Origin of the sequence: Jatrophihabitans sp. GAS493, from assembly GCF_900230215.1 — a bacterium.
Taxonomy (GTDB): Bacteria; Actinomycetota; Actinomycetes; order Mycobacteriales; family Jatrophihabitantaceae; genus MT45.
In genome coordinates, this window is the sequence record NZ_LT907982.1 from 2,876,555 (window position 1) to 2,897,168 (window position 20,614).

Sequence of the window (20,614 nt, forward strand, 5' to 3'; positions counted from 1 at the left end):
ATTTGGATTTCGTGCCGGCATTCTTCACCGCAAACTGGTGCTGCGACGATATTGCCAGTATGACTGGCACAGTTGTCAAGTGCCAGTCGGGGTGTTGTCGTATATGGTGACGGAATGCGCACCGATACGTCGGCCCAGCTGGGCTCACCGGACGTTCCATCGGGCCCGTCTGCAGTGCTTGGCCCGGGCGGTGGCGATGTGGCGGCCGCGATCGGCGGCGACGACGAATTCACCATCGACGAGCTGGCCGCGCGCACCGGTCTGACGGTACGCACGGTGCGCTACTACGCCAGCGAGGGGCTGCTGCCGCCACCCGTGCGCCGCGGCCGGGTCGCCGTGTACTCCACTCCGCACCGGATGCGACTGGAACTGGTGCGGGAACTGCAGGACCACGGATACACGCTGGCCGCCATCGAACGGGTGCTGTCCCGGATCCCGATGGACGCCTCGGCGGCCGACTTCGCGGTGCAGAGCGCGCTGCTCACGCCGTGGACGCCGGAGCCGGCCGAGCAACTGGACCGCCTCGACCTGGAGCGGCGGGCCGGCCGGCGACTGAGCGAGGCTGACGTCGAACTACTACTCGCAGTCGGTGTCGTCGAACAACTGGCCGATGACACCTTCGACACCACCCCGACACTGCTCGGTATCGGCATCGAGCTACTCGACCTGCCCATTCCGGCGGCCGTGCTGCGCAATGCCTCGCAGGTCATCGACACCCACGCCATCGCCCTGGCCGACGAGCTCTCCGAGCTGTTCCGGGAAGGCGTCTGGGAGCCGTTTCGCCGGGGCGAGATGCCCCGGTCCGATCACGAGCAGTTGGCGGTCATGCTGTCGCGACTGCGGCCGTTGGTCGTGCAGGGTCTGGTCAACTCCTTCGGTCGCGCCTCGGACCGGGCCGCCCGCCGCAGCCTGCACGAGACGCCCTAAGGCTGGTCGATCAAGGGCGGTGAGTGCAGAGCTCACTGTCCGGGACGGTCTGATTGCCGTCGGGCACGGAGCAGACGGCGGGCAATTTGCTGGCGATCGCCGCTCCGAGCAGGGGCAACGGCTGCACGGTGAGTGATTTCGGAACCCGAACCTCGACGTAGACGGAGCGATCAACCGATGTGAACACGTCGTCGCCGCCGTCGGCGCTCTGCAGCCAGTAAACGCCGCTGAGGAAGGCCACATCGCTGCTGCCGGGAACCAGATCGGCCGGTTTGCCGACCCCGCAGCGCAGCACCACAGCCGGGTTACCCCAGGCCAGTACATACGGCGAGGCCGGGTCGGACTTCACCTGTCGGGGGGCCAGTCCGGCCAGTTCGGTCGGCAGCGCCGTCAACACCTGGGTGCAGGCGGCGTCGTTGGCCGGGTTGGCCGCCGGCGCGGTGACGGTGACCGCGGCCAGCGGTCCATTGGAGGCGGTCTTCGTGCCCGACGGAGCCAGCGCGAAGGCGAGGATCAGCGTGACCGGTAGCGCGATGGCCGTGGCTATCAGCGCGTTCCGGCGGTTGGTGCCCCGGGATCGGCCGGTGCTGGCGGCGGCCGACTCATCGGCGGCGGCTGCCGGCCTGGATCCTGCTTTCGTCACGTCTGCTTCGACCCTTAGCTTCGGTTCTGTGCGCGTGGTGTGATCGCCTATCGCGTTTTGCGCCACGTACAGTGCGTGGTCGAGGGTCCCACATCTGCGCGCTCTATCACCAATGACGAACAGCGGGTGTGGCCTTCACAACGACGTGTACTGCGAGAGGACCGAAGCGATCACCATCTCCGACATCGGTGAGTTCGGCCTGATCGCCCGGGTCACGGCCGATCTCACCCCCACCGACACCACTCTGCTCGGACCGGGCGACGATGCCGCCGTAGTGGCCACCGCCGACGGACGGGTCGTGGTCAGCACCGACATGCTGGTCGAGAACCGGCACTTCCGCCGCGATTGGTCGACCGCCAACGACATCGGGCATAAGGCGGCGGCCAAGAATTTCGCCGATATCGCCGCCATGGGCGCCGTCCCGACGGCATTGGTCGTGGCCTTCGCCGCACCGGCTGACCTGCCTTTGACCTGGGTTGACGACTTCATGGCCGGCCTGCGCGAGGAGTGCGGTGGCGCCGGAGCGGCGATAGTCGGTGGCGACGTGGTGGCCAGCGACGTCATCACCCTGGGCATCACGGCGCTGGGCGACCTGCAGGGACGGTCACCGGTGCTCCTCTCCGGCGCCCAGGTGGGTGATGTGGTCGCCTACTGCGGCCAGCTCGGCTGGGCCGCGGCCGGATACTCGGTGCTGAGCAGGGGTTTCCGGTCGCCGGTTCAGGTCGTGAACGCCCATCGTCGCCCCGACCCTCCTTACGCGCAGGGGCCATTGGCGGCCGACCTCGGCGCGACCGCCATGACCGATGTGAGTGACGGCCTGATCGCCGACCTCGGCAACATCGCCAAGGCGAGCGGGGTGCGGATCAATCTGGTCGGCGCCAGCATTCCGGTGCCGCGAAAACTGGCCGATGTCGGTTCGGCGCTCAACATCGATCCGCTGGTCTGGGTGCTCACCGGTGGCGACGACTATGCCCTGGTGGCGACCTTCGGCCGCGAGATCGAGCTCGGAGCGGAGTGGACGGTCATCGGTGCCGTCGTCGAAGGCGAGGGTGTGCGGGTCGACTCGCGGCGCTGGGAGGAGACCGGACATGAGCACTTCCGGTGAGGCAGCCCGTCTGAGCGTTGAGCGGCCGGAGCTTCGCATCGAGGTACGCCGCTATGACGATCCCGTGGTGACCGAGCTGGTGCGGCAGCTGCAGCAGATCTTCGTCCAGCGTTACGGCGGGCCGGATGAGGCCGTTGTTGATCCGGTCGAATTCTCCCCGCCGCTCGGGCTCTTCCTGGTCGGTTTCGTCGGGGACGAGGCGGTGGCTTCCGGCGGCTGGCGGCTGCAGGACGAACCGGCCGCCGACCAATCGACCGCCACCCAAGATCCGGGCCGGAGAACGGCCGAGATCAAGCGGATGTACGTCATCGAGCGGATGCAGCGTCGGGGTCTGTCCCGGCTGATGTTGTCGGCGCTGGAGGAGTCAGCTCGTCAGGCCGGCGTGAGCGATCTGGTACTGAACACCGGCGCCGGACAGCCGGAGGCGATCGCGCTCTATCTCTCCTCGGGTTACGTCGCAGTCCCCGGCTTCGGCGTCTATGCCGCCCATCCCGGCGCGCACTTCTACGGCAAGTCGCTTTAGGGCAGAGCCTGTGGTGCGGAGACTGAGCGCGGAGACAAAAAAATAGGCCCATCCCGACCGGGATGAACCTACTTTCCTGCTCGGCTGGAGTGCTCCAGCCGGGGCGGGGTACTAGCCGCGGGTGACTTTGCCGGCCTTCAGGCAGGACGTGCACACGGTGAGCCGCTTACGGGTACCGGGGGCAACCACGGCGCGCACGGTCTGCACGTTCGGGTTCCACCGACGGTGGGTACGGCGGTGGGAGTGCGAAACGGACATGCCGAAGCCGGGCCCCTTGCCGCAGACATCGCAGACGCTGGCCACAATGGCCTCCTTCTAGAACTTGGATTGACGCTCGAACTCACGCTAGATCGACGCGCGGAATCGGCCTTCTGATGTGGCCGATGTCGATCCGATTTCGATCACAGCGGAAAACAGTAGAAGTCCGAGGGTCGAGTCTAGCTGGTCAGCCGGGGACCGCCAAACCGCATCGGGTAGCGCCCCCCGCATGCGGCCGCTCGCTGTCGCTCCCGGGCGGACACCGGCGGGGTGAGTTGTGGCGTTCGCCGCACATCCTCGGAGGTGTCGTTACCGTCGGTCGCTCCAAGTATCGTTTGCTGACCGGACTCGGATACTGGCTCATAGACGGGGGATCCATGCTCGACAGACTGGACGCCCCCGCGATTCGTCAATGGAGTATCGCCGCGGCGGCCGTGCTGGAGGAGCACCGTCAGGAGATCGACGAGCTCAACGTCTTCCCGGTGCCCGATGGTGACACCGGAACCAACCTCGCCCTGACCGTCCGGGCCGCCGCCGACGCCCTGGCCCTCGACGCCTCCGCCAGCGCCTCCGCGGCGCTGCAGGCGATGGCCCGCGGTGCGGTATTGGGTGCGCGCGGAAATTCCGGCGTCATCCTCTCCCAGATCCTCCGGGGCCTGGCCGACGAGCAGGGCTGGAGGCCCTCACCGCCGTCAGAGCCGTCCGACGATCGGGGCGGAGTTGACCGTGGCGAAGATGACCGCGGCGAAGAAGGTACTGGTGAGCAGTTCGGCGAGTTCGGCGCTGCCTCTCTCCAGCATGGGCTGCGCAACGCCGCCGAACGCGCCTATGAGGCGGTCAACCAGCCGATCGAGGGGACGATTCTCTCGGTGGTCCGGGCGGCGGCCGACGCGGCGCAGACGGTCAGGCTGCACTCGGGTGCGTTGGCCGACGTGGTCCGCGCTGCTGCCGGGGCGGCCGCGGATGCGCTGGCCCGCACCCCCGAGCAGCTCCCAGTGCTGGCCCGGGCCGGTGTGGTGGACGCCGGCGGACGCGGACTGGTGCTGCTCATCGAGGCCCTCGCCGGTGTCATCACCGGAACCACCCCGGCGGCGACGACCTCACCCCCACGCCTGGCGCGCTCGCTGGATGCGTTGAGCGCCGAGCGGGAGATCGGCAGCGACGAGTTCGCGTATGAGGTCCAATACCTGCTGGAGGCCGGGGACGCTCAAGTGACCCTGCTGAGGGGAGATCTGGCCCCGCTCGGGGACTCCCTGGTGGTGGTAGGCACCGGAGACGGCGTCTGGAACGTGCACGTGCACGTGAACGACGTGGGGGCGGCGATCGAAGCCGGGATCCAGGCCGGGCGCCCGTACCGGATCACGGTCACCCGGTTCGCCGACGCCCTGCCGACCGATTCCCCGACGGCCGATGGCACCGCACCGTCGACCGGGCGCTCGGCGACCGGGCCGGCGCTGCGCAGTGGGACCGCAATCGTCGCGGTGGCCCCGGGCGAGGGGCTGGCCCACCTCTTCACGGCCGAAGGGGTGGTCGTTGTCGAGGGAGGCCCGTCGGCCAACCCGTCCACCGCCGAGGTGCTGGCCGCGGTCCGGTCCAGCGGTGCGGCACACGTGGTGCTGCTTCCGAACGCCTCACAGATCGCCGGCGTCGCCGAGGCGGCGGCTCATGAGGCGCGCGTCGACGGGATCGAAGTGAGCGTGGTGCCGACGAAGTCACCGGTGCAGGGCTTGGCCGCGGTGGCCGTCCACGATGGGCAGCGACGTTTCGACGACAACGTGGTGGCGATGGCCGAGGCCGCGGCGGCTACCCGCTGGGCTGAGGTGACGGTCGCGCAGCGCGAGTCGCTGACCTCGGTCGGCCAGTGCCAGCCGGGTGACATCCTCGGTCTCATCGACGGTGAGGTGGTGGTCATCGGCGCCGCGGTCGGCGAGGTCGCCGGGATCGTGGTCGACCGTCTCGTCGGTATCGGCGCCGAATTGATCACCGTCCTCATCGGCCGGGATGCGGTGAGTTCCGACGTGGAAACGCTGCTGGCCCGGCTCGCCGCATCGGCTCCGCTGGTCGAGGTCAGCGTCTTCGATGGCGGTCAGCCGCACTATCCGCTGCTGATCGGGGCGGAGTAAGCGATGGCGAAGATGACGACACCGCTGGTCGAGGTCGTCGGGGACCGCACCGCCAAGCTCTTCAGTTCGAGTCTGCAGATCGAGACGGTCGCCGACCTGCTGCGGCACTATCCGCGCCGGCTGGCCGAGCGAGGCGAGCTCACCGACCTCGCATCGCTACGGCTGGATGAGGACGTCACCGTGCTGGCCGAGGTCCGCAGCATCCAGAACTTCTCCAACTTCAGTCGGAAGTCCAGCGGAAACAGGAGGCTGGAACGCGCCGAGGTCATCGTCGGTGACGGGCGCGGAACCCTCGCCCTGACCTTCTTCAACGCGGGCTGGAAGGTGCGCGACCTCACCGTCGGAACCCGGGCGCTCTTCGCCGGAAAGGTCGGCGAGTTCCGTAACAAGCGGCAGTTGGTCAATCCTGAATTCCAACTGCTGGTCGGTGGCGGCTTCGACGATTTTCAGGCCGACGACTTCGCCAATACCGTGCTTCCGATCTACCCCGCGACAGCGAAACTGCGCAGTTGGACGATCGCGAAGACCGTCGACACCGTCCTCGCCGCCCTCGATCGGGTCCCCGACCCACTCTCCGACGAACTCCTCCTCGGCCATCGCCTGCTCAGCCTCGATGCGGCGCTGCGGCAGATGCATCGACCGAAGGACTGGGCGGAGTGGGCCGCGGCGAAGAAGCGGCTGAAGTGGGACGAGGCGCTCGGAGTGCAGCTCGCGCTGGCTCAGCGCCGGATGATCTCCCGGGCCAACCCGGCAACGCCCCGACCGCCGCGGGCGGATGGGTTGCTGACCACCTTCGATCAGCGGCTGCCCTTCGAGCTCACCGCCGGGCAGCGCGAGGTGGGTCGGCTACTCACCGAAGAACTGGCGAGCACGCAGGGCATGCAGCGACTGCTGCAGGGCGAGGTCGGGTCGGGGAAGACGATCGTCGCGCTGCGAGCCATGCTGCAGGTGGTCGACGCCGGCGGCCAGGCGGCGCTGCTGGCCCCGACCGAGGTGCTCGCCACCCAACACGCCCGCTCGATCGAACTGATGCTGGGTGAGCTGGCCCAGGCCGGTCGGCTCGGCGGGAGCGAGAACGCCACCCGCGTCGCGCTGCTCACCGGCTCGCTGCCGACCAAGGCGCGGCGGGCGGCGCTCCTGGACGTGGCCGGGGGAGCGGCCGGCATCGTCGTGGGCACTCATGCCCTCATTCAGGAGCATGTCTCGTTCGCTGAGCTGGGGTTCGTCGTCGTCGACGAGCAGCACCGCTTCGGCGTCGAGCAGCGCGACGCGCTGCGCGGCAAGGCCGAGCGTCCACCACACCTGCTGGTGATGACGGCGACGCCGATCCCGCGCACGGTGGCGATGACGGTGTTCGGGGACCTGGAGACCTCAGTGCTCTCCGAACTGCCGAAGGGTCGATCACCGATCTCGACGTCGGTCGTGGGGGTCCGCGAGCACCCGGCCTGGCTGGCCCGGGTCTGGCAGCGGATCATCGAGGAGGTCGGGTCCGGACATCAGGCCTTCATCGTCTGCCCCCGTATCGGTGACGGACAGCCCGAATCGGACAGCGATCCCGACGATGCGCCGCCCGAAGAGGCTCAGGCCAGCACCCGGCGGTCGCCGCTGGCCGCCACCGAGGTGATCACCATGCTCGCCGATGGGGCGCTGGCGGGACTGCGTCTCGGACTGCTGCACGGGCGCCTGGCGCCCGACGAGAAGGATCGGGTCATGTCCGCCTTCTCCGCCGGTGACCTGGACGTACTCGTCTCCACCACTGTCGTCGAGGTGGGAGTCGATGTGCCGAACGCGACGGTGATGGTTGTGCTCGACGCTGAACGCTTCGGCGTCTCGCAGCTGCATCAGCTGCGCGGACGTATCGGGCGGGGTAGCGCGGCCGGGGTCTGTCTGTTGGTCACCGAGACACCCGAGGGTTCCCCGTCGCGAGAGCGCCTGGACGCAGTAGCCGCCACCTCGGACGGCTTCGAGCTGGCGCAACTGGACCTGGAACAGCGGCGTGAGGGTGACGTGCTCGGGGCGAGTCAATCCGGGCGACGATCGCAACTCAAGCTGCTATCCCTGCTGCGCGACGCCGAGATCATCGCCGAAGCCCGGGATGTCGCCAACGATCTGGTGGTCGGCGATCATCTGCTGCGAAAGCATCCCGAGTTGGCGGCTTGGCTCGCCTCGTTGGTCGATCAGAGCCAGGTCGACTTTCTGGAGAAGGCATGACCAGGATCATCGCCGGCCTGGCCCGGGGGCGGCGGCTGAGCGTCGCGGCCAGCGGCACCCGCCCGACCTCGGATCGGGCCCGCGAGGGCCTGTTCAACTCGCTGCAGACAATGATGGACCTGGACGGGGTCAGGATTCTCGACCTCTACGCGGGGAGCGGGGCCATCGGGCTGGAGGCGCTGTCGCGGGGAGCTGCTCAGGCGACGATGGTAGAGCGCACCCGCGCGGCCGCACAGGTTCTGCGGGCCAACGTGGCGGCCGTCGGACTGCCCGGCGCCGAGGTAGTGGAGCAGCCGGTCGAGCTCTATCTCAGCAGCTCGATCTCGCCTGGCCCGGAGCAGCAGCCGCGCTCCGGGTTCGATCTGGTGGTGGCCGATCCGCCCTACGCGATGCCCCGGGGCGACCTGGATCCGGTGCTGGCCGCCCTCTGTCGTCCCGGTTGGCTAAGCCCCGATGCCATCGTCGTGGTCGAGCGTTCCGCCCGTGGCCCGGCACTGGTGTGGCCACCGGCACTGGAGCAGATCAAAGCGAAGCGCTATGGCGAGGCGGCGCTTTGGTACGGTCAGCAGCGATGACTGAATCAGCCTTGGTTCGACGCGCAATCTGTCCGGGGTCCTTCGACCCCGTGACCAACGGTCACCTGGACATCATCGGCCGATCAGCCGCTCTCTACGATGAGCTGGTCGTCGCCGTCTTCGTCAACCAGTCGAAGTCGTCGATGTTCTCGGTGGACGAACGCATCGACATGCTCACCGAGGCAACTGTCGCCTACCCGAACGTCCGGATCGAAGCCTTTCAAGGCCTGGTCGTCGACTACTGCCGAGCGCACGACATCCCGGTGATCGTCAAGGGTCTGCGGGCGGTCAGCGACTTCGACTACGAGCTGCAGATGGCCCAGATGAATCGGAACATGGCCGGCGTCGACACACTCTTCATGCCGACCAATCCCGAGTACAGCTTCCTGGCCTCCAGCCTGGTCAAGGAGATCGCGAACTGGAGCGGCGACGTCAGCGCGCTGGTCCCGCCCCATGTGCTGCAGCGCTTGGCCGAACGAGCGAAGCACCACCAGCGAGCGACCGATGAGTGATCAGGCGCTGCGCCGGGCGGACGAGCTGCTCACCGAGCTGGTCGAGATCGTGGAGACCGCACGGGCGGTCCCGATGTCCTCCTCCTGCGTCATCGGGCGCGAGCACGTCCTGGACATTCTCGACGATCTGCGCGACGTAATGCCGCCAGAGATGGCCGAGGCCAGGCGGGTAGTGGCTCAGCGCGATGATCTGCTCCGTTCGGCGACCGAGACGGAAGCACTCGCGCGGAGTCAGAGCGAGCAACTCGTGCGTGACAGCCGGGAGGCGGCCGAACGCGCCGCCGATCAGATAGTGGCCGACGCCCGGACCCAGGCTGAGCAACTGCTGACCATCGCCCAGCAGCAGGCCTACGAACTCGTGGAGAGTGGCCGGGCTGAGCACGGCCGGCTGGTGTCGGCCACCTCGGTTCATCACGCCGCCGCCGAGCAGGCCGAGCAGTTGCGAGCCGAGACCACGGCCGAGGCCAAGGCCGTGCGTCGGCAGGCCCAGGTCGAGGCCTCTGACATTCGCAGTGACGCCGAACGGGCCTCCCGCACCATGCGCCTGGAGAGCGACGGCTACGCGGATCGAACGCTGGTAGACCTGATCGAGGTGCTGCGCAAGGCCGCAGTCACCGCCGAACAGGGGCGCCGCGCCCTGGCCGCCCGTCGTGATACCCCTCCTCCGGTCGGTTCTGAGCCGGCCTCGGTGGCGGATCCAGCCGCCCCGACCGTGGCCCCGACCGTGGCCCCGAGCACAGCCGATGCACCAGCGGAGTCGGACGCCCCGGTCACCCAGCCGGCGGCAGATGCGACAGCATCGGCGGATGACCTCCCCGGCCGGGCGGAGCCGGCGACCGAGAAGTAGCCGCTCAGTGGCCGATTAGCAGCCAGCGTCTGTGGTGGGTTAAGCTGACTCTCGGCCTCAATTCGACCGGGCCAGTAAACGCATGCCTGAGAAAACGACACCGAAGCACCTCGACCCCCGCGCACCGCTGGTTCTCGATACCCGAGATCTTGGCCGCCGCCCCGGGGCCATGCTCCCGCTTCAGCGTCGTGTTCCCGCGCCTGCGGGGCTGGCTCTGGACCTCGTCGGGGTCGCTGAAGGTGCAACACTCACGCTCGATCTGCAGATGCAGTCGGTCACCGAAGGTGTGCTGATTACCGGCACGGTGTCCGCTCCGTTGCAGGGCGAGTGTGGCCGTTGCCTGGAGGCGATCGACGATGAGCTCGCCGCTGAGATCTGTGAGATGTTCGCCTATCCGGAGAGCACCACGGATGACACCAGCGAGGAAGACGAGGTCTACCGGATCGTCGACGATCTACTCGACCTCGAACCGGTAGTGCGTGACGTGGTGGTACTGGGCCTGCCCATGACCCCGCTCTGTCGGCCGGACTGTGCCGGGCTCTGCCCCACCTGTGGGGTTGCCCTGGACGATCTGCCGGCTGATCACACGCACGACACGGTCGATCCTCGGTGGGCGGCACTTGCCGCGTTCGCTACCGAGGAGCGCTCGTCGCAAGACCGTTCAGCTCCAGCCGTGTCGGAGTCGGACACCCAGCAGTAGGCACGTCGCTCAACCAGATCGCAGATCGAGCGACGCGCCACCCGTGCAAACGAATCAGGAGTATCGACGTGGCCGTACCCAAGCGCAAAATGTCGCGCAGCAACACCCGTGCCCGGCGTTCGCAGTGGAAGACCACTGCCGTGACGCTGGTGACCTGCCCGAACCGTGCGTGTGGTGAGCAGAAGCTCCCGCACACCGCCTGTGCCAACTGCGGCCAGTACGACGGGCGCCAGGTCCTCGCGGTTTAAGGCTCGTTCGGTATATGGGCGTCACGGGTTCTGAACCGGTCGACCAGTCCGAACTGGCGGCAGAGCTCGGGGTTACTTTGGACCCCGAGCTGCTTCGGCGCGCCCTGACGCACCGCTCGTACTCGTACGAGAACGGCGCGCTGCCACATAACGAACGACTCGAATTTCTCGGCGACTCCGTCCTCGGCGTCGTGATCACCGAGACGCTGTACCGCACCCATCCCGATCTGCCGGAGGGGAAGCTGGCCAAGCTGCGCTCCTCCGTCGTGAACATGCGTGCGCTGGCCGGCGTGGCCCGCGGCATCGGCGACGAAGGCCTCGGCTCCTTCGTGCGGCTGGGACGCGGGGAAGAGGCGACGGGTGGCCGGGACAAGACGAGCATCCTGGCTGACACCCTGGAGGCGATCCTGGGTGCGATCTACCTCGAGCACGGGCTCACCGAGGCCGAACGGGTTATTCACATGCTCTTCGACCAGATCGTCAGCGAGGCGGCCAATCACGGCGCCGGTCTGGACTGGAAGACCAGCCTGCAGGAGTTGACCGCGCAGCTGTCGATCGGTGTTCCCGAATACGTGATCTCCTCCGCTGGTCCCGATCACCTCAAGACCTTCACCGCGCAGGCCAGCGTCCAGGGAGAGCTCTTCGACGCCTGCCAGGGGCGTAACAAGAAGGAGGCCGAGCAGGCCGCGGCTGAGGCCGCCTGGCGCGTGCTGGCCGAGCGGAACGTCACCGCCGCCGACACGGTTGCGCAGCCTTAGTTCTACGCCGCTGATCCGATGTCGCTGATCCGATGTCACTGATCTGAACGCGCTGACCCACGTCGCCGATGCCTGAACTCCCCGAAGTTGAGACCGTTAGAGCCGGACTTGAACGCTGGATCGTCGGTCGCACGATCGAGAGTGTCGAGGTCTCCCACCCTCGCGCAGTGCGCCGTCATCTTCCCGGCGCAGTCGATTTCTCCTCTCGTCTGGCCGGCCGGACGGTGGCGCGAGTGCGCCGGCGCGGCAAGTACCTCTGGCTGGAGCTGGCCGACTCCGATCTCTGCGTGGTCGGCCATCTCGGTATGAGTGGTCAACTGCTCATCCAGCCACCCGAAGCCCCGGACGAGCGGCACCTGCATGTTCGAGTGCGCTTCACCGACTCCGGATCGCAGCTGCGCTTCGTCGATCAGCGGACCTTCGGCGGCCTCATGTTGGACGAGCTGCGGCCGGCGGTCGATCTGGCCGGCGACACGGTGCCGGGCCAGATCTCCCACATCGCTCGGGATCCGCTTGACCCGGCCCTGGATGAGGCGGCGCTGCGCCGGCGGATGCGTGCCCGCAGCAGCGCCATCAAGCGCACCCTGCTCGACCAGAGCATCCTCTCCGGCGTCGGGAACATCTACGCCGACGAGTCGCTCTGGCGTTCTCGTCTGCACCCGGAGCAGCTCACCTCCCGGTTGAACGCCCCGCAGTTTCAACGGCTGCTGAGCGACGTACGGGACGTGCTCAACGAGTCGCTCGTGGCCGGCGGAACTTCGTTCGACTCCCTCTACGTGAACGTCAACGGAGAGAGTGGCTACTTCGATCGCACGCTGAACGCCTACGGTCGCGAGGATGAGCCGTGCCGGCGCTGTGGGACCGCGATCCGGCGGGTGTCGTTCATGAACCGCTCCAGTTTCTTCTGCCCGGCCTGTCAGCGGACGCCCAGACGCGTGCCGGGACCGGCCCGCGGCTGAGGGCCTGTGGACGGCTGATAATCGCTGGAGGCACAACACCTAGTGCCGGCGGCGGTTGTTGACCAGATGATGTGCGAGTGGGACCATTGACAGACGTACGGGACAGCTGCGCGCGAGAAATCTGCGTCGCGCCCCTTCTCGTTGCGTCACACGAACTCACTTCCTCGTCGTGGGTGCCCGTTCCTCTGGGCCGTGATGGGGTCCTGTGTCGTGAACAAGATCGGTAGTCAGAGACAGATGTGGCCGGTGTTCACCCGAGCCACCCGTGAAGTTGGAAGGCAGTCACATGGCGCGCGCATTGTTGGGATACGTCGGCAGCGGATCAGAGCAGTTGCTCGTTCTGGAGGCCGCGCAACTGCGACGTCGGGTTCAGGCCCTTGAAGCTGAGGTCGCCGAGCTACGGGCCCAGCTGGCCGAAGGAATCGACTCGTCGATGGATCTTGAGCTGCACCGTTTCACCGAAGCGGCCGAGCCTGTTCTTGCCTGAACGTTGACGCGATAGATTGACCCGGTCCCCGGGTGGGGCTGTTATTCGCGTCACGCTGATTCAGGAGATTCGTGCACCTCAAGTCGCTGACACTGCGGGGCTTCAAGTCCTTCGCATCGGCCACCACGCTGCGTTTCGAGCCGGGCATCACCGCCGTCGTCGGACCCAACGGCTCAGGTAAGAGCAACGTCGTCGACGCGATCGCGTGGGTACTCGGCGAGCAGGGCGCCAAGGCGCTACGCGGCGGCAAGATGGAGGACGTCATCTTCGCCGGCACCGCCGGTCGTGCGCCGCTCGGGCGCGCTGAGGTCACGCTCACCATCGACAACGCCGACGGCAAGCTGCCGATCGACTACACCGAAGTCTCGATTACCCGGCGGATGTTCCGCGACGGTGCCAGCGAGTACGAGATCAACGGGGAATCGGCCCGCCTGCTCGACATCCAGGAACTGCTCTCCGACTCCGGCATCGGGCGTGAGATGCACGTCATCGTCGGCCAGGGGCAGCTCGACGCGGTGCTGCAGGCCCGGCCCGAAGACCGCCGCGGCTTCATCGAAGAGGCCGCCGGGGTACTCAAGCACCGCAAGCGCAAAGAGAAGGCCATCCGCAAGCTGGACGCGATGCAGGCCAACCTCACCCGACTGGGAGATCTCACCAGCGAGTTGCGCCGGCAGTTGAAGCCGCTGGGAAAGCAGGCCGAGATCGCCCGCCGCGCCGCCGGGGTCCAGGCCGAGCTGCGGGATTCGCGGCTGCGCCTGCTGGCCGACGATCTGGCCACCCTGCGCGTCGAACTGGACCGGGAGGTGGCCGACGAGGAATCGATCCGGGCCCACCGGGGTCAGGTCGAGACCGACCTGGCCCAACTCCGGGGCCGCGAAACCGAGCTGGAGTCGGCGCTGGCCGCCGACGCGCCCCTGGTCACCCGTACGCAGGAGACCTGGTACCGGCTCTCGGCGCTGGAGGAGCGCTTCCGGGGCACCGCGTCGCTCGCGGCCGAACGAGCCCGGCACCTCGGAGCGGAGCCCGATCAGGATCGTCGGGGCCGCGACCCGGAGGCGATGGAGGCTGACGCCGCTCGTGTCCGCGACGAGGAGTCGGGCCTGCAGTCCGAGCTGGACGCCGCCCGGGCCGCCCTCGCCGCCGAGGTGACAGATCGTCAGGAGCAGGAGCGGCAGCTCTCCGCCGCGGAGCAGGCGCTCGTCGTCGCCGCTCGCGCCGTCGCCGATCGACGCGAAGGACTGGCCCGCCTCACCGGTCAGGTCAATGCATTGCGGGCCCGTTCCACGGCCGCGGCCCAGGAGATCGAACGCCTCAACCTCGCCGCCGGTCAGGCCCGCGAGCGAGCGGAGCAGGCCCAGACCCAGCTGCATCAGGTGCACGGCGAGGTCGGTGCGCTCGATGAGGGTGAGGTCGACCTGGACGAGCAGCACGAGAGCGCGGTCGCTGCGTTCGAGAAGATCGACGCCCGCGTCACCGAGCTGACCGAGGCATTCCGAACCGCTGAACGGGAGTCCTCAACCTGGACCACCCGCCGGGACGCGCTGGCTCTTGGCCTCAATCGCAAGGATGGCGCCGGGGCACTACTGGCCGCTGGATCCGAGCTGCCCGGAGTACTCGGATCGGTCGCCGCCCTGCTGAGCGTCGAGCACGGCCACGAAGCGGCGCTGGCGGCCGCGCTCGGAGTCGTCGCGGACGCCGTGGCCGTGAGCTCCGGGCACGACGCCACCTCCGCACTGGAGCTGCTGAAGAGCACCGACGCCGGTCGAGCCGGTCTGCTGATCGGTGGCCCCCTACCCAGCTCAGTGCCGAGCTCGACCACCGCGATCGACCGGTCGGGCTGGCCGGCCCTGCCCGACGGTGCCGTCTGGGCCAGTGATGTGGTCCGGGCGCCCGAGGCACTGCGTGCGGCGGTGGCCGAGGCGCTGCAGCTAGTGGCCGTCGTGCCGGATCTGCAGATGGCTCAGCGATTGGTCGCGGCGGCACCGGCCGTCCGTGCCGTGACGACGGCTGGAGATGTGCTCGGGACGACCTTCGCGATCGGCGGCTCGGCCTCGGCGCCGAGCGCCATCGAGATTCAGGCCGCCGTTGACGAGGCGGCCCAGAAAGCAGAAGAGGCGACCGCGGCCCACCTGCGCTTCGGCGCCGAACTGAACGACGCCCGGGCCGAACTCGACCGGGCGCGGAGCGCGGTGCAGACGGCGCTGGCCGCCCTGAACGAATCGGATGCCCGGCTGTCTGCGGTGGCCGAGACGCTGGCGGAACTCGGACAGCGCGAACGGTCGGCCATCGCCGAGGCTGAGCGGCTGGACCACGCGCGTTACGAGGCCGAGCAGGCCCGCGACCGCGACCTCGCCGGTCTCTCCGAACTCGAGGAGCGGCTGGAGGCAGCTGAGCACGTCCCTGACGACTCCGACGACCTCGGTACCGACACCCGCGACCAGTTGCGCGGCGCCGTCGCCGCCGCCCGTCAGCGCGAGATGGAGGCCCGGCTGAGCGTGCGCACCGGCGAGGAGCGGGTACGCGCGCTGAGCGGCCGCGCCGACCAGTTGATGCGGGCGGCCGAAGTGGAGCGCGCTGCGCGGATCCGGCAGCAGGAAGCAAGAGTGGCCCGGGCTCGCGGCGCGGTCATCGCGCGGGCCGTCCACGAGGGCGCGGAGCAGGCCCTGGCTAAAGTTGTTAGCTCGGTCGCTCAGGCCCAGCGCGAGCGCGACGAGGTACAGCAGGCCCGAGTCGTACGCGAGGGCGAGTTGCTCGCCCTGCGCGGTCGCAGCCGCCAGCTCGACGAGCAGCTGAATCAGCTCACCAACGCGGTGCACCGGGACGAGATCGCCCGCGCTGAGCAGCGTCTGCGCATCGAGCAACTGGAGACCCGTGCCGTCGAGGAGTACGGCGTCGAGGTGCACGACCTGATCGCTGAGTACGGGCCGGATCAGCCGACGCCGCCGAGCTCGCTGGAGATGGCTGAGTACGAGTTGGCCGCCGAGCGGGGCGAGGAGGTCGCCGCACCCCAGCCGTCGCCGTTCCACCGGCCAACCCAGGAGAAGCGGGCGGCTCGGGCCGATCGGGAGCTGGCCCTACTCGGCAAGGTGAACCCGCTGGCGCTGGAGGAGTTCGCCGCGCTCGAGGAGCGCCACCAGTTCCTGGCGACCCAGCTCGAGGACCTGAAGGCGACCCGTCGGGATCTGCTAACCGTGGTGAAGGAGGTGGACGACCGCATTCTGGAGGTCTTCACCAGCGCCTACCACGACGTCGCCCGCGAGTTCGAGGTCGTCTTCGCAACGCTCTTCCCCGGTGGGGAGGGGCGACTGATCCTCACCGAGCCCGACGACATGCTGCTCACCGGCATCGACATCGAAGCGCGCCCGCCCGGCAAGAAGGTGAAGCGCCTGTCGCTGCTCTCCGGTGGTGAGCGGTCGCTGACCGCGGTGGCGCTGCTGGTAGCGATCTTCCGGGCCCGTCCTAGTCCGTTCTATGTCATGGACGAGATCGAGGCGGCCCTGGACGACGTGAACCTCGGTCGCCTGATCGCCCTCATCGGCGAGCTGCGGGCCAGCAGCCAGATCATCATCATCACGCATCAGAAGCGCACGATGGAGGTGGCGGATGCTCTCTACGGAGTCACCATGCGCGGCGACGGAATCACCCAGGTGATCAGCCAACGTCTGCATGACTCGGACCGGGTGAGCGTCGGCGCCTCCTAACGCCGATCTGACCGGATCTGCGTCACAGCCGGTAGCGATTTCAGCAAGCTCATAGGTCTTTCGCTTAGGGTGGTGCTGTGACTTCTCTTCGACTGCGCCACCGGCGCCGCCTGCTCATCTCGGTTTCGATCGCCGCCGCTGTGGCTCTCCTGGCCACCGGCTGCACTTCATCGAAGTCGGACAACAACGCCGCGGCGCAGACGACCGGTACCACCGACTCGGCCTCCACCTCTGCGGCGAGCGCCACCCCGACTCCGGCCCCGACGGCAACGCCGACCCCGGCCGGCAAGCCGGTGCACATCTCCTCGGTCGAGTCCGATGGATCGGTCTGGGGTGTCGGCATGCCGATCATCCTCAAGTTCAACGTCGCCCCCAAGACGTCGACCGACTTCCTGAAAGCCACCACGGTCACCGTGAACGGGCAGCCGGCCAACGGCGCCTGGTACTTCGAGGACTCCTCGTCCTTCCCCGGCACCGTGATGGAGGCGCACTACCGTCCGAAGACCTACTGGCCGGCCAACGCCAGGATCGTCATGACGGCGAATACCAAGGACGTGAGCGCCGGTGCCGGGCTCTACTTCGACGACAACTTCAGCCTCTCGATGGCAACCAGCGATGCGCGCATCGGCGTCGTGGACGCCGTCAGCCTGCAGATGACGGTCACTCTCAACGGGGCGCGATGGGGCACCTTCCCGGTCTCGCTCGGCTCGGAGAAGACACCCACGCAGAACGGCACGAAGGTGATCATGGAGAAGGGCGCCGTGGTCCGCATGACCGGCCCCGGCTACGACGAGTGCTGCGTCAAATGGACTCAGCGACTCACCTACGGCGGCGAGTATCTGCATGCGGCTCCGTGGAACACCAAGAACCTCGGCAAGCGCAGCACCTCCAACGGATGCACCAACCTCTCGACCGACAACGCCAAGAAGCTCTATAGCTTCCTGCAGCAGGGCGACCCGATTCAGTACCCGAACGCCAACGGCCCGGCGATGAAGATCGGTGACGGCTACGGCGACTGGAACGTGCCGTGGCCGGTCTACTCGGCCGGTGGCGCCCTCCTCACGCACACCTGAGCGAGCGGCGCGGCTCGTACCGCAGGGTCGAGTCGAGCGCGCCGAAATGTACTAGCGGCAAGGGACGGTCACGGCGACTGGAAGAATGGTCGCCGTGACCTACCTGTGGATCTCTCTGGCCATCGTCCTGCTCGCCGTGGTGGCGGTGGCGACGTTTCTCGCAGTCCGCGGACGACGCGGGTCGGCGGTACCGCCGCCGGCGCCGGGGGTCGACTACCGACCAGGGGTCGGTGACGACGCCGAGGAGCCGAGGGATGCTCCGAAACGGTCGATCACCACGATCGCCAATCTGCCGGACCTCGATGTTCCTACCGCACCGCCGGCCACTCCCGTCCCCGCCGTACCGCCGGTTACCGCCGCGCCCGAGCTCGATGTCCCGGAGGAGACCGGTGGGCGCCTGCTTCGGCTCCGTTCTCGTCTGGCCCGGTCGCAGAGCTCGCTCGGGCGGGGTCTGCTCTCGGTACTCTCTCGGGAGAATCTCGACGACGACGCGTGGGATGAGATAGAAGAGTCGCTGCTGATGGCCGACGTGGGCGTGGCGGCGACCACGGAGATCGTCGATCATCTCAAGACCCGCACCAAGGTGCTCGGCACGCGTAGCCAGGGTGAGCTCAGGGCGCTGCTGGCCGAGGAACTGGTGACTGCGCTGCAGCCGGAGCTTGATCGGTCTTTGAAGACGACTCCACACGCCGATCGTCCGGCGGTGCTGATGGTAGTGGGGGTCAACGGCACCGGGAAGACGACGACCTGCGGAAAGTTGGCACGCGTGCTGGTGGCCGATGGCCGTTCGGTCCTGCTGGGCGCCGCCGACACTTTCCGCGCCGCGGCCAGCGAGCAGTTGGCGACCTGGGGGGACCGCGTCGGCGCCCGCACAGTACGTGGCCCCGAGGCGGCCGACCCGGCCAGTGTCGCCTTCGACGCGCTGAAGCAGGGCACCGAGGCGAGGGTCGACACCGTGCTGATCGACACCGCTGGCCGGCTGCATACCAAGGTCGGGCTGATGGACGAGCTCGGCAAGCTCAAGCGGGTCCTGGAGCGGCAGGCGCCGGTGGACGAGACCCTGCTCGTCCTTGACGCCACCACCGGGCAGAACGGGCTCACTCAGGCGAAGGTCTTCACCGAGGTCGTCGATGTCACCGGGATCGTGCTGACCAAGCTGGACGGCACGGCCAAGGGCGGAATTGTGATCAGCGTGCAGCGGGCCCTGGGGGTGCCGGTCAAGTTGATCGGGCTAGGGGAGGGGCCGGACGACCTGGCCCCATTCGACCCCGAACAGTTCGTCGACGCTCTACTTGGCGAAACCCTTTAGCTTCGAATTCAAATCCCGACTCGCCGGTATGGTCACGCACCCGCCGAGCGCCGGAACTACGGGCTTGACGACACAGATGAACCTCTCGGCTACACACTGAAGCCAAAGCGGCGATATGCGTTATTTGTGAACAGTGTCGTACGCCACCCGGGCACTCGGTTACACGGACGAAACGTAGCGGTGCGCGTTCCTTAACAGGCGAGCAAGACCCTTTGGCAAGCGCGCACTTCTGCGCGTCAATCCATTCTTCAACGGACCCAAGGGAGAGCCCCTGTGTCGCAATTGTTACTAGCGGCTGACGCGCCGGTATTCGCCGTCGATACCGGCAACACGGCGTGGATGCTTACATCCGCTGCGCTGGTGTTGCTGATGACCCCCGGCCTTGCCTTCTTCTACGGCGGCATGGTGCGCGTCAAGAACGTGCTGAACATGCTGATGATGAACTTCATCTGTATGGCCGTCGTCTCAGTCCTCTGGACCTTCTACGGGTTCTCCATCGCCTTCGGCACCTCGAAGGCGAATGGTCTCTGGGGCTGGACGAGTCAGTTCGTCGGCCTCGGTAACCCGCAGGTACTCAACAGCGTCTGGACCTTCGGCGGTCTCGGCGGGACCATCGGCGACAAGATCCCGGACGGCGTTCTCACATCGAGCGTCCCCGTCCTCGTCTTCGCGATGTTCCAGCTCATGTTCGCCATCATCACGCCGGCGCTGATCTCCGGTGCCATCGCCGACCGCCCGAAGTTCTGGGCCTGGACGCTCTTCGTCGGCCTCTGGGTCACGATCGTCTACTTCCCGGTCGCCAACTGGGTCTTCGGTACCGGCTGGATCCTCAACAAGCTGCACGCTGAGGACTTCGCCGGTGGTACCGCGGTGCACATCAACGCCGGTGCCGCCGCGCTCGCCCTGATCTTCGTTCTGGGCAAGCGCAAGGGCTGGCGCAAGGATCCGATGAAGCCGCACAACGTGCCGTTCGTCATGCTCGGCGCCGGTCTGCTGTGGTTCGGCTGGTTCGGTTTCAACGCCGGTTCTGAGGGTGGTGCCGACCAGATCGCCGGCCTCGCCTTCACCAACACGACGGTGGCCACCGCGGCCGCCACCCTGGGTTGGCTGCTCGTCGAGCAGTTGCGTGATGGCAAGCCGACCACGATCGGTGCCGCCTCCGGTGCCGTCGCCGGCCTGGTTGCCATCACCCCGGCCTGTGCCTTCGTCAGCCCGATGGGTGGCATCATCATCGGCTTCATCGCCGGCATCATCTGTGCCCTCGCTGTCAGCCTGAAATTCAAGTTCGGTTTCGACGATGCACTCGATGTGGTCGGTGTCCACCTCGTCGGTGGAATCACCGGCACGCTTCTCATCGGCTTCCTCGGCTACGACCACGGCTACGGAACGCAGCGCGGTCTCTTCTACGGTGGCGGCCTCTCGCTGCTCGGTAAGCAGGCTCTGGCCGCTGGTGCGGTACTGGTCTTCTCCTTTGTTGTCGCGTTCATCCTTGGCAAGATCATCGATATGACGATCGGCTTCCGCGTGTCCGAGGAGGTCGAACTCGAGGGCCTCGACGAGAATGAGCACGCAGAGACGGCGTACAACTTCTCTGTGGTCACCGGTGGCGGCCTGAGCAGCAGCACGACGACGGCAACGAAAGAGAGCGTGTGAGC

General features: G+C 67.6%; 19 protein-coding genes. 17 read left to right on the forward strand and 2 right to left on the reverse strand.

Annotated elements, in window-relative coordinates; genetic code table 11:
- Nucleotides 1-114 precede the first annotated feature (114 nt).
- A complete protein-coding gene (locus CPH63_RS13470) occupies nucleotides 115-927 on the forward strand; it encodes a MerR family transcriptional regulator (protein ID WP_096303413.1) in 813 nt (270 codons plus the stop codon).
- Between the two features lie 10 nt (nucleotides 928-937).
- On the opposite strand, the gene CPH63_RS13475 is transcribed toward CPH63_RS13470, so the two are convergent.
- Nucleotides 938-1,570, reverse strand: a complete 633-nt coding sequence (locus CPH63_RS13475) for a DUF3515 domain-containing protein (protein WP_157749529.1) — start codon at nucleotides 1,568-1,570, stop codon at nucleotides 938-940.
- 112 nt (nucleotides 1,571-1,682) lie between these two features.
- Between CPH63_RS13475 and CPH63_RS13480 the strand changes: the two genes are divergently transcribed.
- Both CPH63_RS13480 and CPH63_RS13485 read left to right on the forward strand, forming a co-directional pair.
- Nucleotides 1,683-2,675 (forward strand): thiamine-phosphate kinase, encoded by a 993-nt coding sequence (locus tag CPH63_RS13480; protein ID WP_096303415.1) that lies wholly within the window; start codon nucleotides 1,683-1,685, stop codon nucleotides 2,673-2,675.
- Nucleotides 2,659-3,198 (forward strand): GNAT family N-acetyltransferase, encoded by a 540-nt coding sequence (locus tag CPH63_RS13485; protein WP_096303416.1) that lies wholly within the window; start codon nucleotides 2,659-2,661, stop codon nucleotides 3,196-3,198. The genes CPH63_RS13480 and CPH63_RS13485 overlap by 17 nt, the downstream gene beginning before the upstream one ends.
- Before the next feature lie 111 nt (nucleotides 3,199-3,309).
- On the opposite strand, the gene rpmB is transcribed toward CPH63_RS13485, so the two are convergent.
- Complete coding sequence (gene rpmB / locus CPH63_RS13490) at nucleotides 3,310-3,501, reverse strand: 50S ribosomal protein L28 (RefSeq protein ID WP_091358432.1); 192 nt, start codon at nucleotides 3,499-3,501, stop codon at nucleotides 3,310-3,312.
- 332 nt (nucleotides 3,502-3,833) lie between these two features.
- Here rpmB and CPH63_RS13495 point away from each other — a divergent pair, with 332 nt between their 5' ends.
- From CPH63_RS13495 to CPH63_RS13560, 14 genes are all read left to right on the forward strand, one after another.
- Nucleotides 3,834-5,579 carry a DAK2 domain-containing protein gene (locus tag CPH63_RS13495; protein WP_096303417.1) on the forward strand — a complete coding sequence of 582 codons (1,746 nt, stop codon included), beginning with the start codon at nucleotides 3,834-3,836 and terminating at the stop codon, nucleotides 5,577-5,579.
- A 3-nt stretch (nucleotides 5,580-5,582) separates the two neighbouring features.
- A complete protein-coding gene (gene recG / locus CPH63_RS13500) occupies nucleotides 5,583-7,790 on the forward strand; it encodes an ATP-dependent DNA helicase RecG (RefSeq protein ID WP_096303418.1) in 2,208 nt (735 codons plus the stop codon).
- A complete protein-coding gene (gene rsmD / locus CPH63_RS13505) occupies nucleotides 7,787-8,365 on the forward strand; it encodes a 16S rRNA (guanine(966)-N(2))-methyltransferase RsmD (protein ID WP_096303419.1) in 579 nt (192 codons plus the stop codon). The genes recG and rsmD overlap by 4 nt, the downstream gene beginning before the upstream one ends.
- The gene (coaD, locus tag CPH63_RS13510) at nucleotides 8,362-8,877 is read left to right on the forward strand and encodes a pantetheine-phosphate adenylyltransferase (protein WP_096303420.1); all 516 of its coding nucleotides are present in this window, start codon (nucleotides 8,362-8,364) and stop codon (nucleotides 8,875-8,877) included. Before rsmD ends, coaD begins: the two co-directional genes overlap by 4 nt.
- Nucleotides 8,870-9,724: a hypothetical protein gene (locus CPH63_RS13515; protein ID WP_096303421.1), complete on the forward strand. Its 855-nt coding sequence runs from the start codon at nucleotides 8,870-8,872 to the stop codon at nucleotides 9,722-9,724. Before coaD ends, CPH63_RS13515 begins: the two co-directional genes overlap by 8 nt.
- 82 nt (nucleotides 9,725-9,806) lie before the next feature.
- Nucleotides 9,807-10,424, forward strand: coding sequence for a DUF177 domain-containing protein (locus tag CPH63_RS13520; protein WP_096303422.1), 618 nt, complete (start codon nucleotides 9,807-9,809; stop codon nucleotides 10,422-10,424).
- A gap of 68 nt (nucleotides 10,425-10,492) precedes the next feature.
- Entirely contained in the window at nucleotides 10,493-10,672 is a 180-nt protein-coding gene (rpmF, locus tag CPH63_RS13525; RefSeq protein WP_096303423.1) for a 50S ribosomal protein L32, read from the forward strand.
- 14 nt (nucleotides 10,673-10,686) lie between these two features.
- The gene (gene rnc, locus CPH63_RS13530; RefSeq protein WP_096303424.1) at nucleotides 10,687-11,430 is read left to right on the forward strand and encodes a ribonuclease III; all 744 of its coding nucleotides are present in this window, start codon (nucleotides 10,687-10,689) and stop codon (nucleotides 11,428-11,430) included.
- A gap of 68 nt (nucleotides 11,431-11,498) precedes the next feature.
- Nucleotides 11,499-12,389: a bifunctional DNA-formamidopyrimidine glycosylase/DNA-(apurinic or apyrimidinic site) lyase gene (mutM, locus tag CPH63_RS13535; protein WP_096303425.1), complete on the forward strand. Its 891-nt coding sequence runs from the start codon at nucleotides 11,499-11,501 to the stop codon at nucleotides 12,387-12,389.
- 286 nt (nucleotides 12,390-12,675) lie between these two features.
- Nucleotides 12,676-12,876, forward strand: coding sequence for a hypothetical protein (locus tag CPH63_RS13540; RefSeq protein ID WP_096303426.1), 201 nt, complete (start codon nucleotides 12,676-12,678; stop codon nucleotides 12,874-12,876).
- A gap of 71 nt (nucleotides 12,877-12,947) precedes the next feature.
- Nucleotides 12,948-16,577, forward strand: coding sequence for a chromosome segregation protein SMC (smc, locus tag CPH63_RS13545; RefSeq protein WP_096303427.1), 3,630 nt, complete (start codon nucleotides 12,948-12,950; stop codon nucleotides 16,575-16,577).
- 77 nt (nucleotides 16,578-16,654) lie between these two features.
- Nucleotides 16,655-17,650 (forward strand): L,D-transpeptidase, encoded by a 996-nt coding sequence (locus CPH63_RS13550; RefSeq protein ID WP_096303428.1) that lies wholly within the window; start codon nucleotides 16,655-16,657, stop codon nucleotides 17,648-17,650.
- Nucleotides 17,651-17,735: 85 nt separating this feature from the next.
- Nucleotides 17,736-18,959 (forward strand): signal recognition particle-docking protein FtsY, encoded by a 1,224-nt coding sequence (gene ftsY / locus CPH63_RS13555; RefSeq protein ID WP_096303429.1) that lies wholly within the window; start codon nucleotides 17,736-17,738, stop codon nucleotides 18,957-18,959.
- Nucleotides 18,960-19,298: 339 nt separating this feature from the next.
- A complete protein-coding gene (locus tag CPH63_RS13560; RefSeq protein ID WP_096303430.1) occupies nucleotides 19,299-20,612 on the forward strand; it encodes an ammonium transporter in 1,314 nt (437 codons plus the stop codon).
- Nucleotides 20,613-20,614 lie beyond the last annotated feature (2 nt).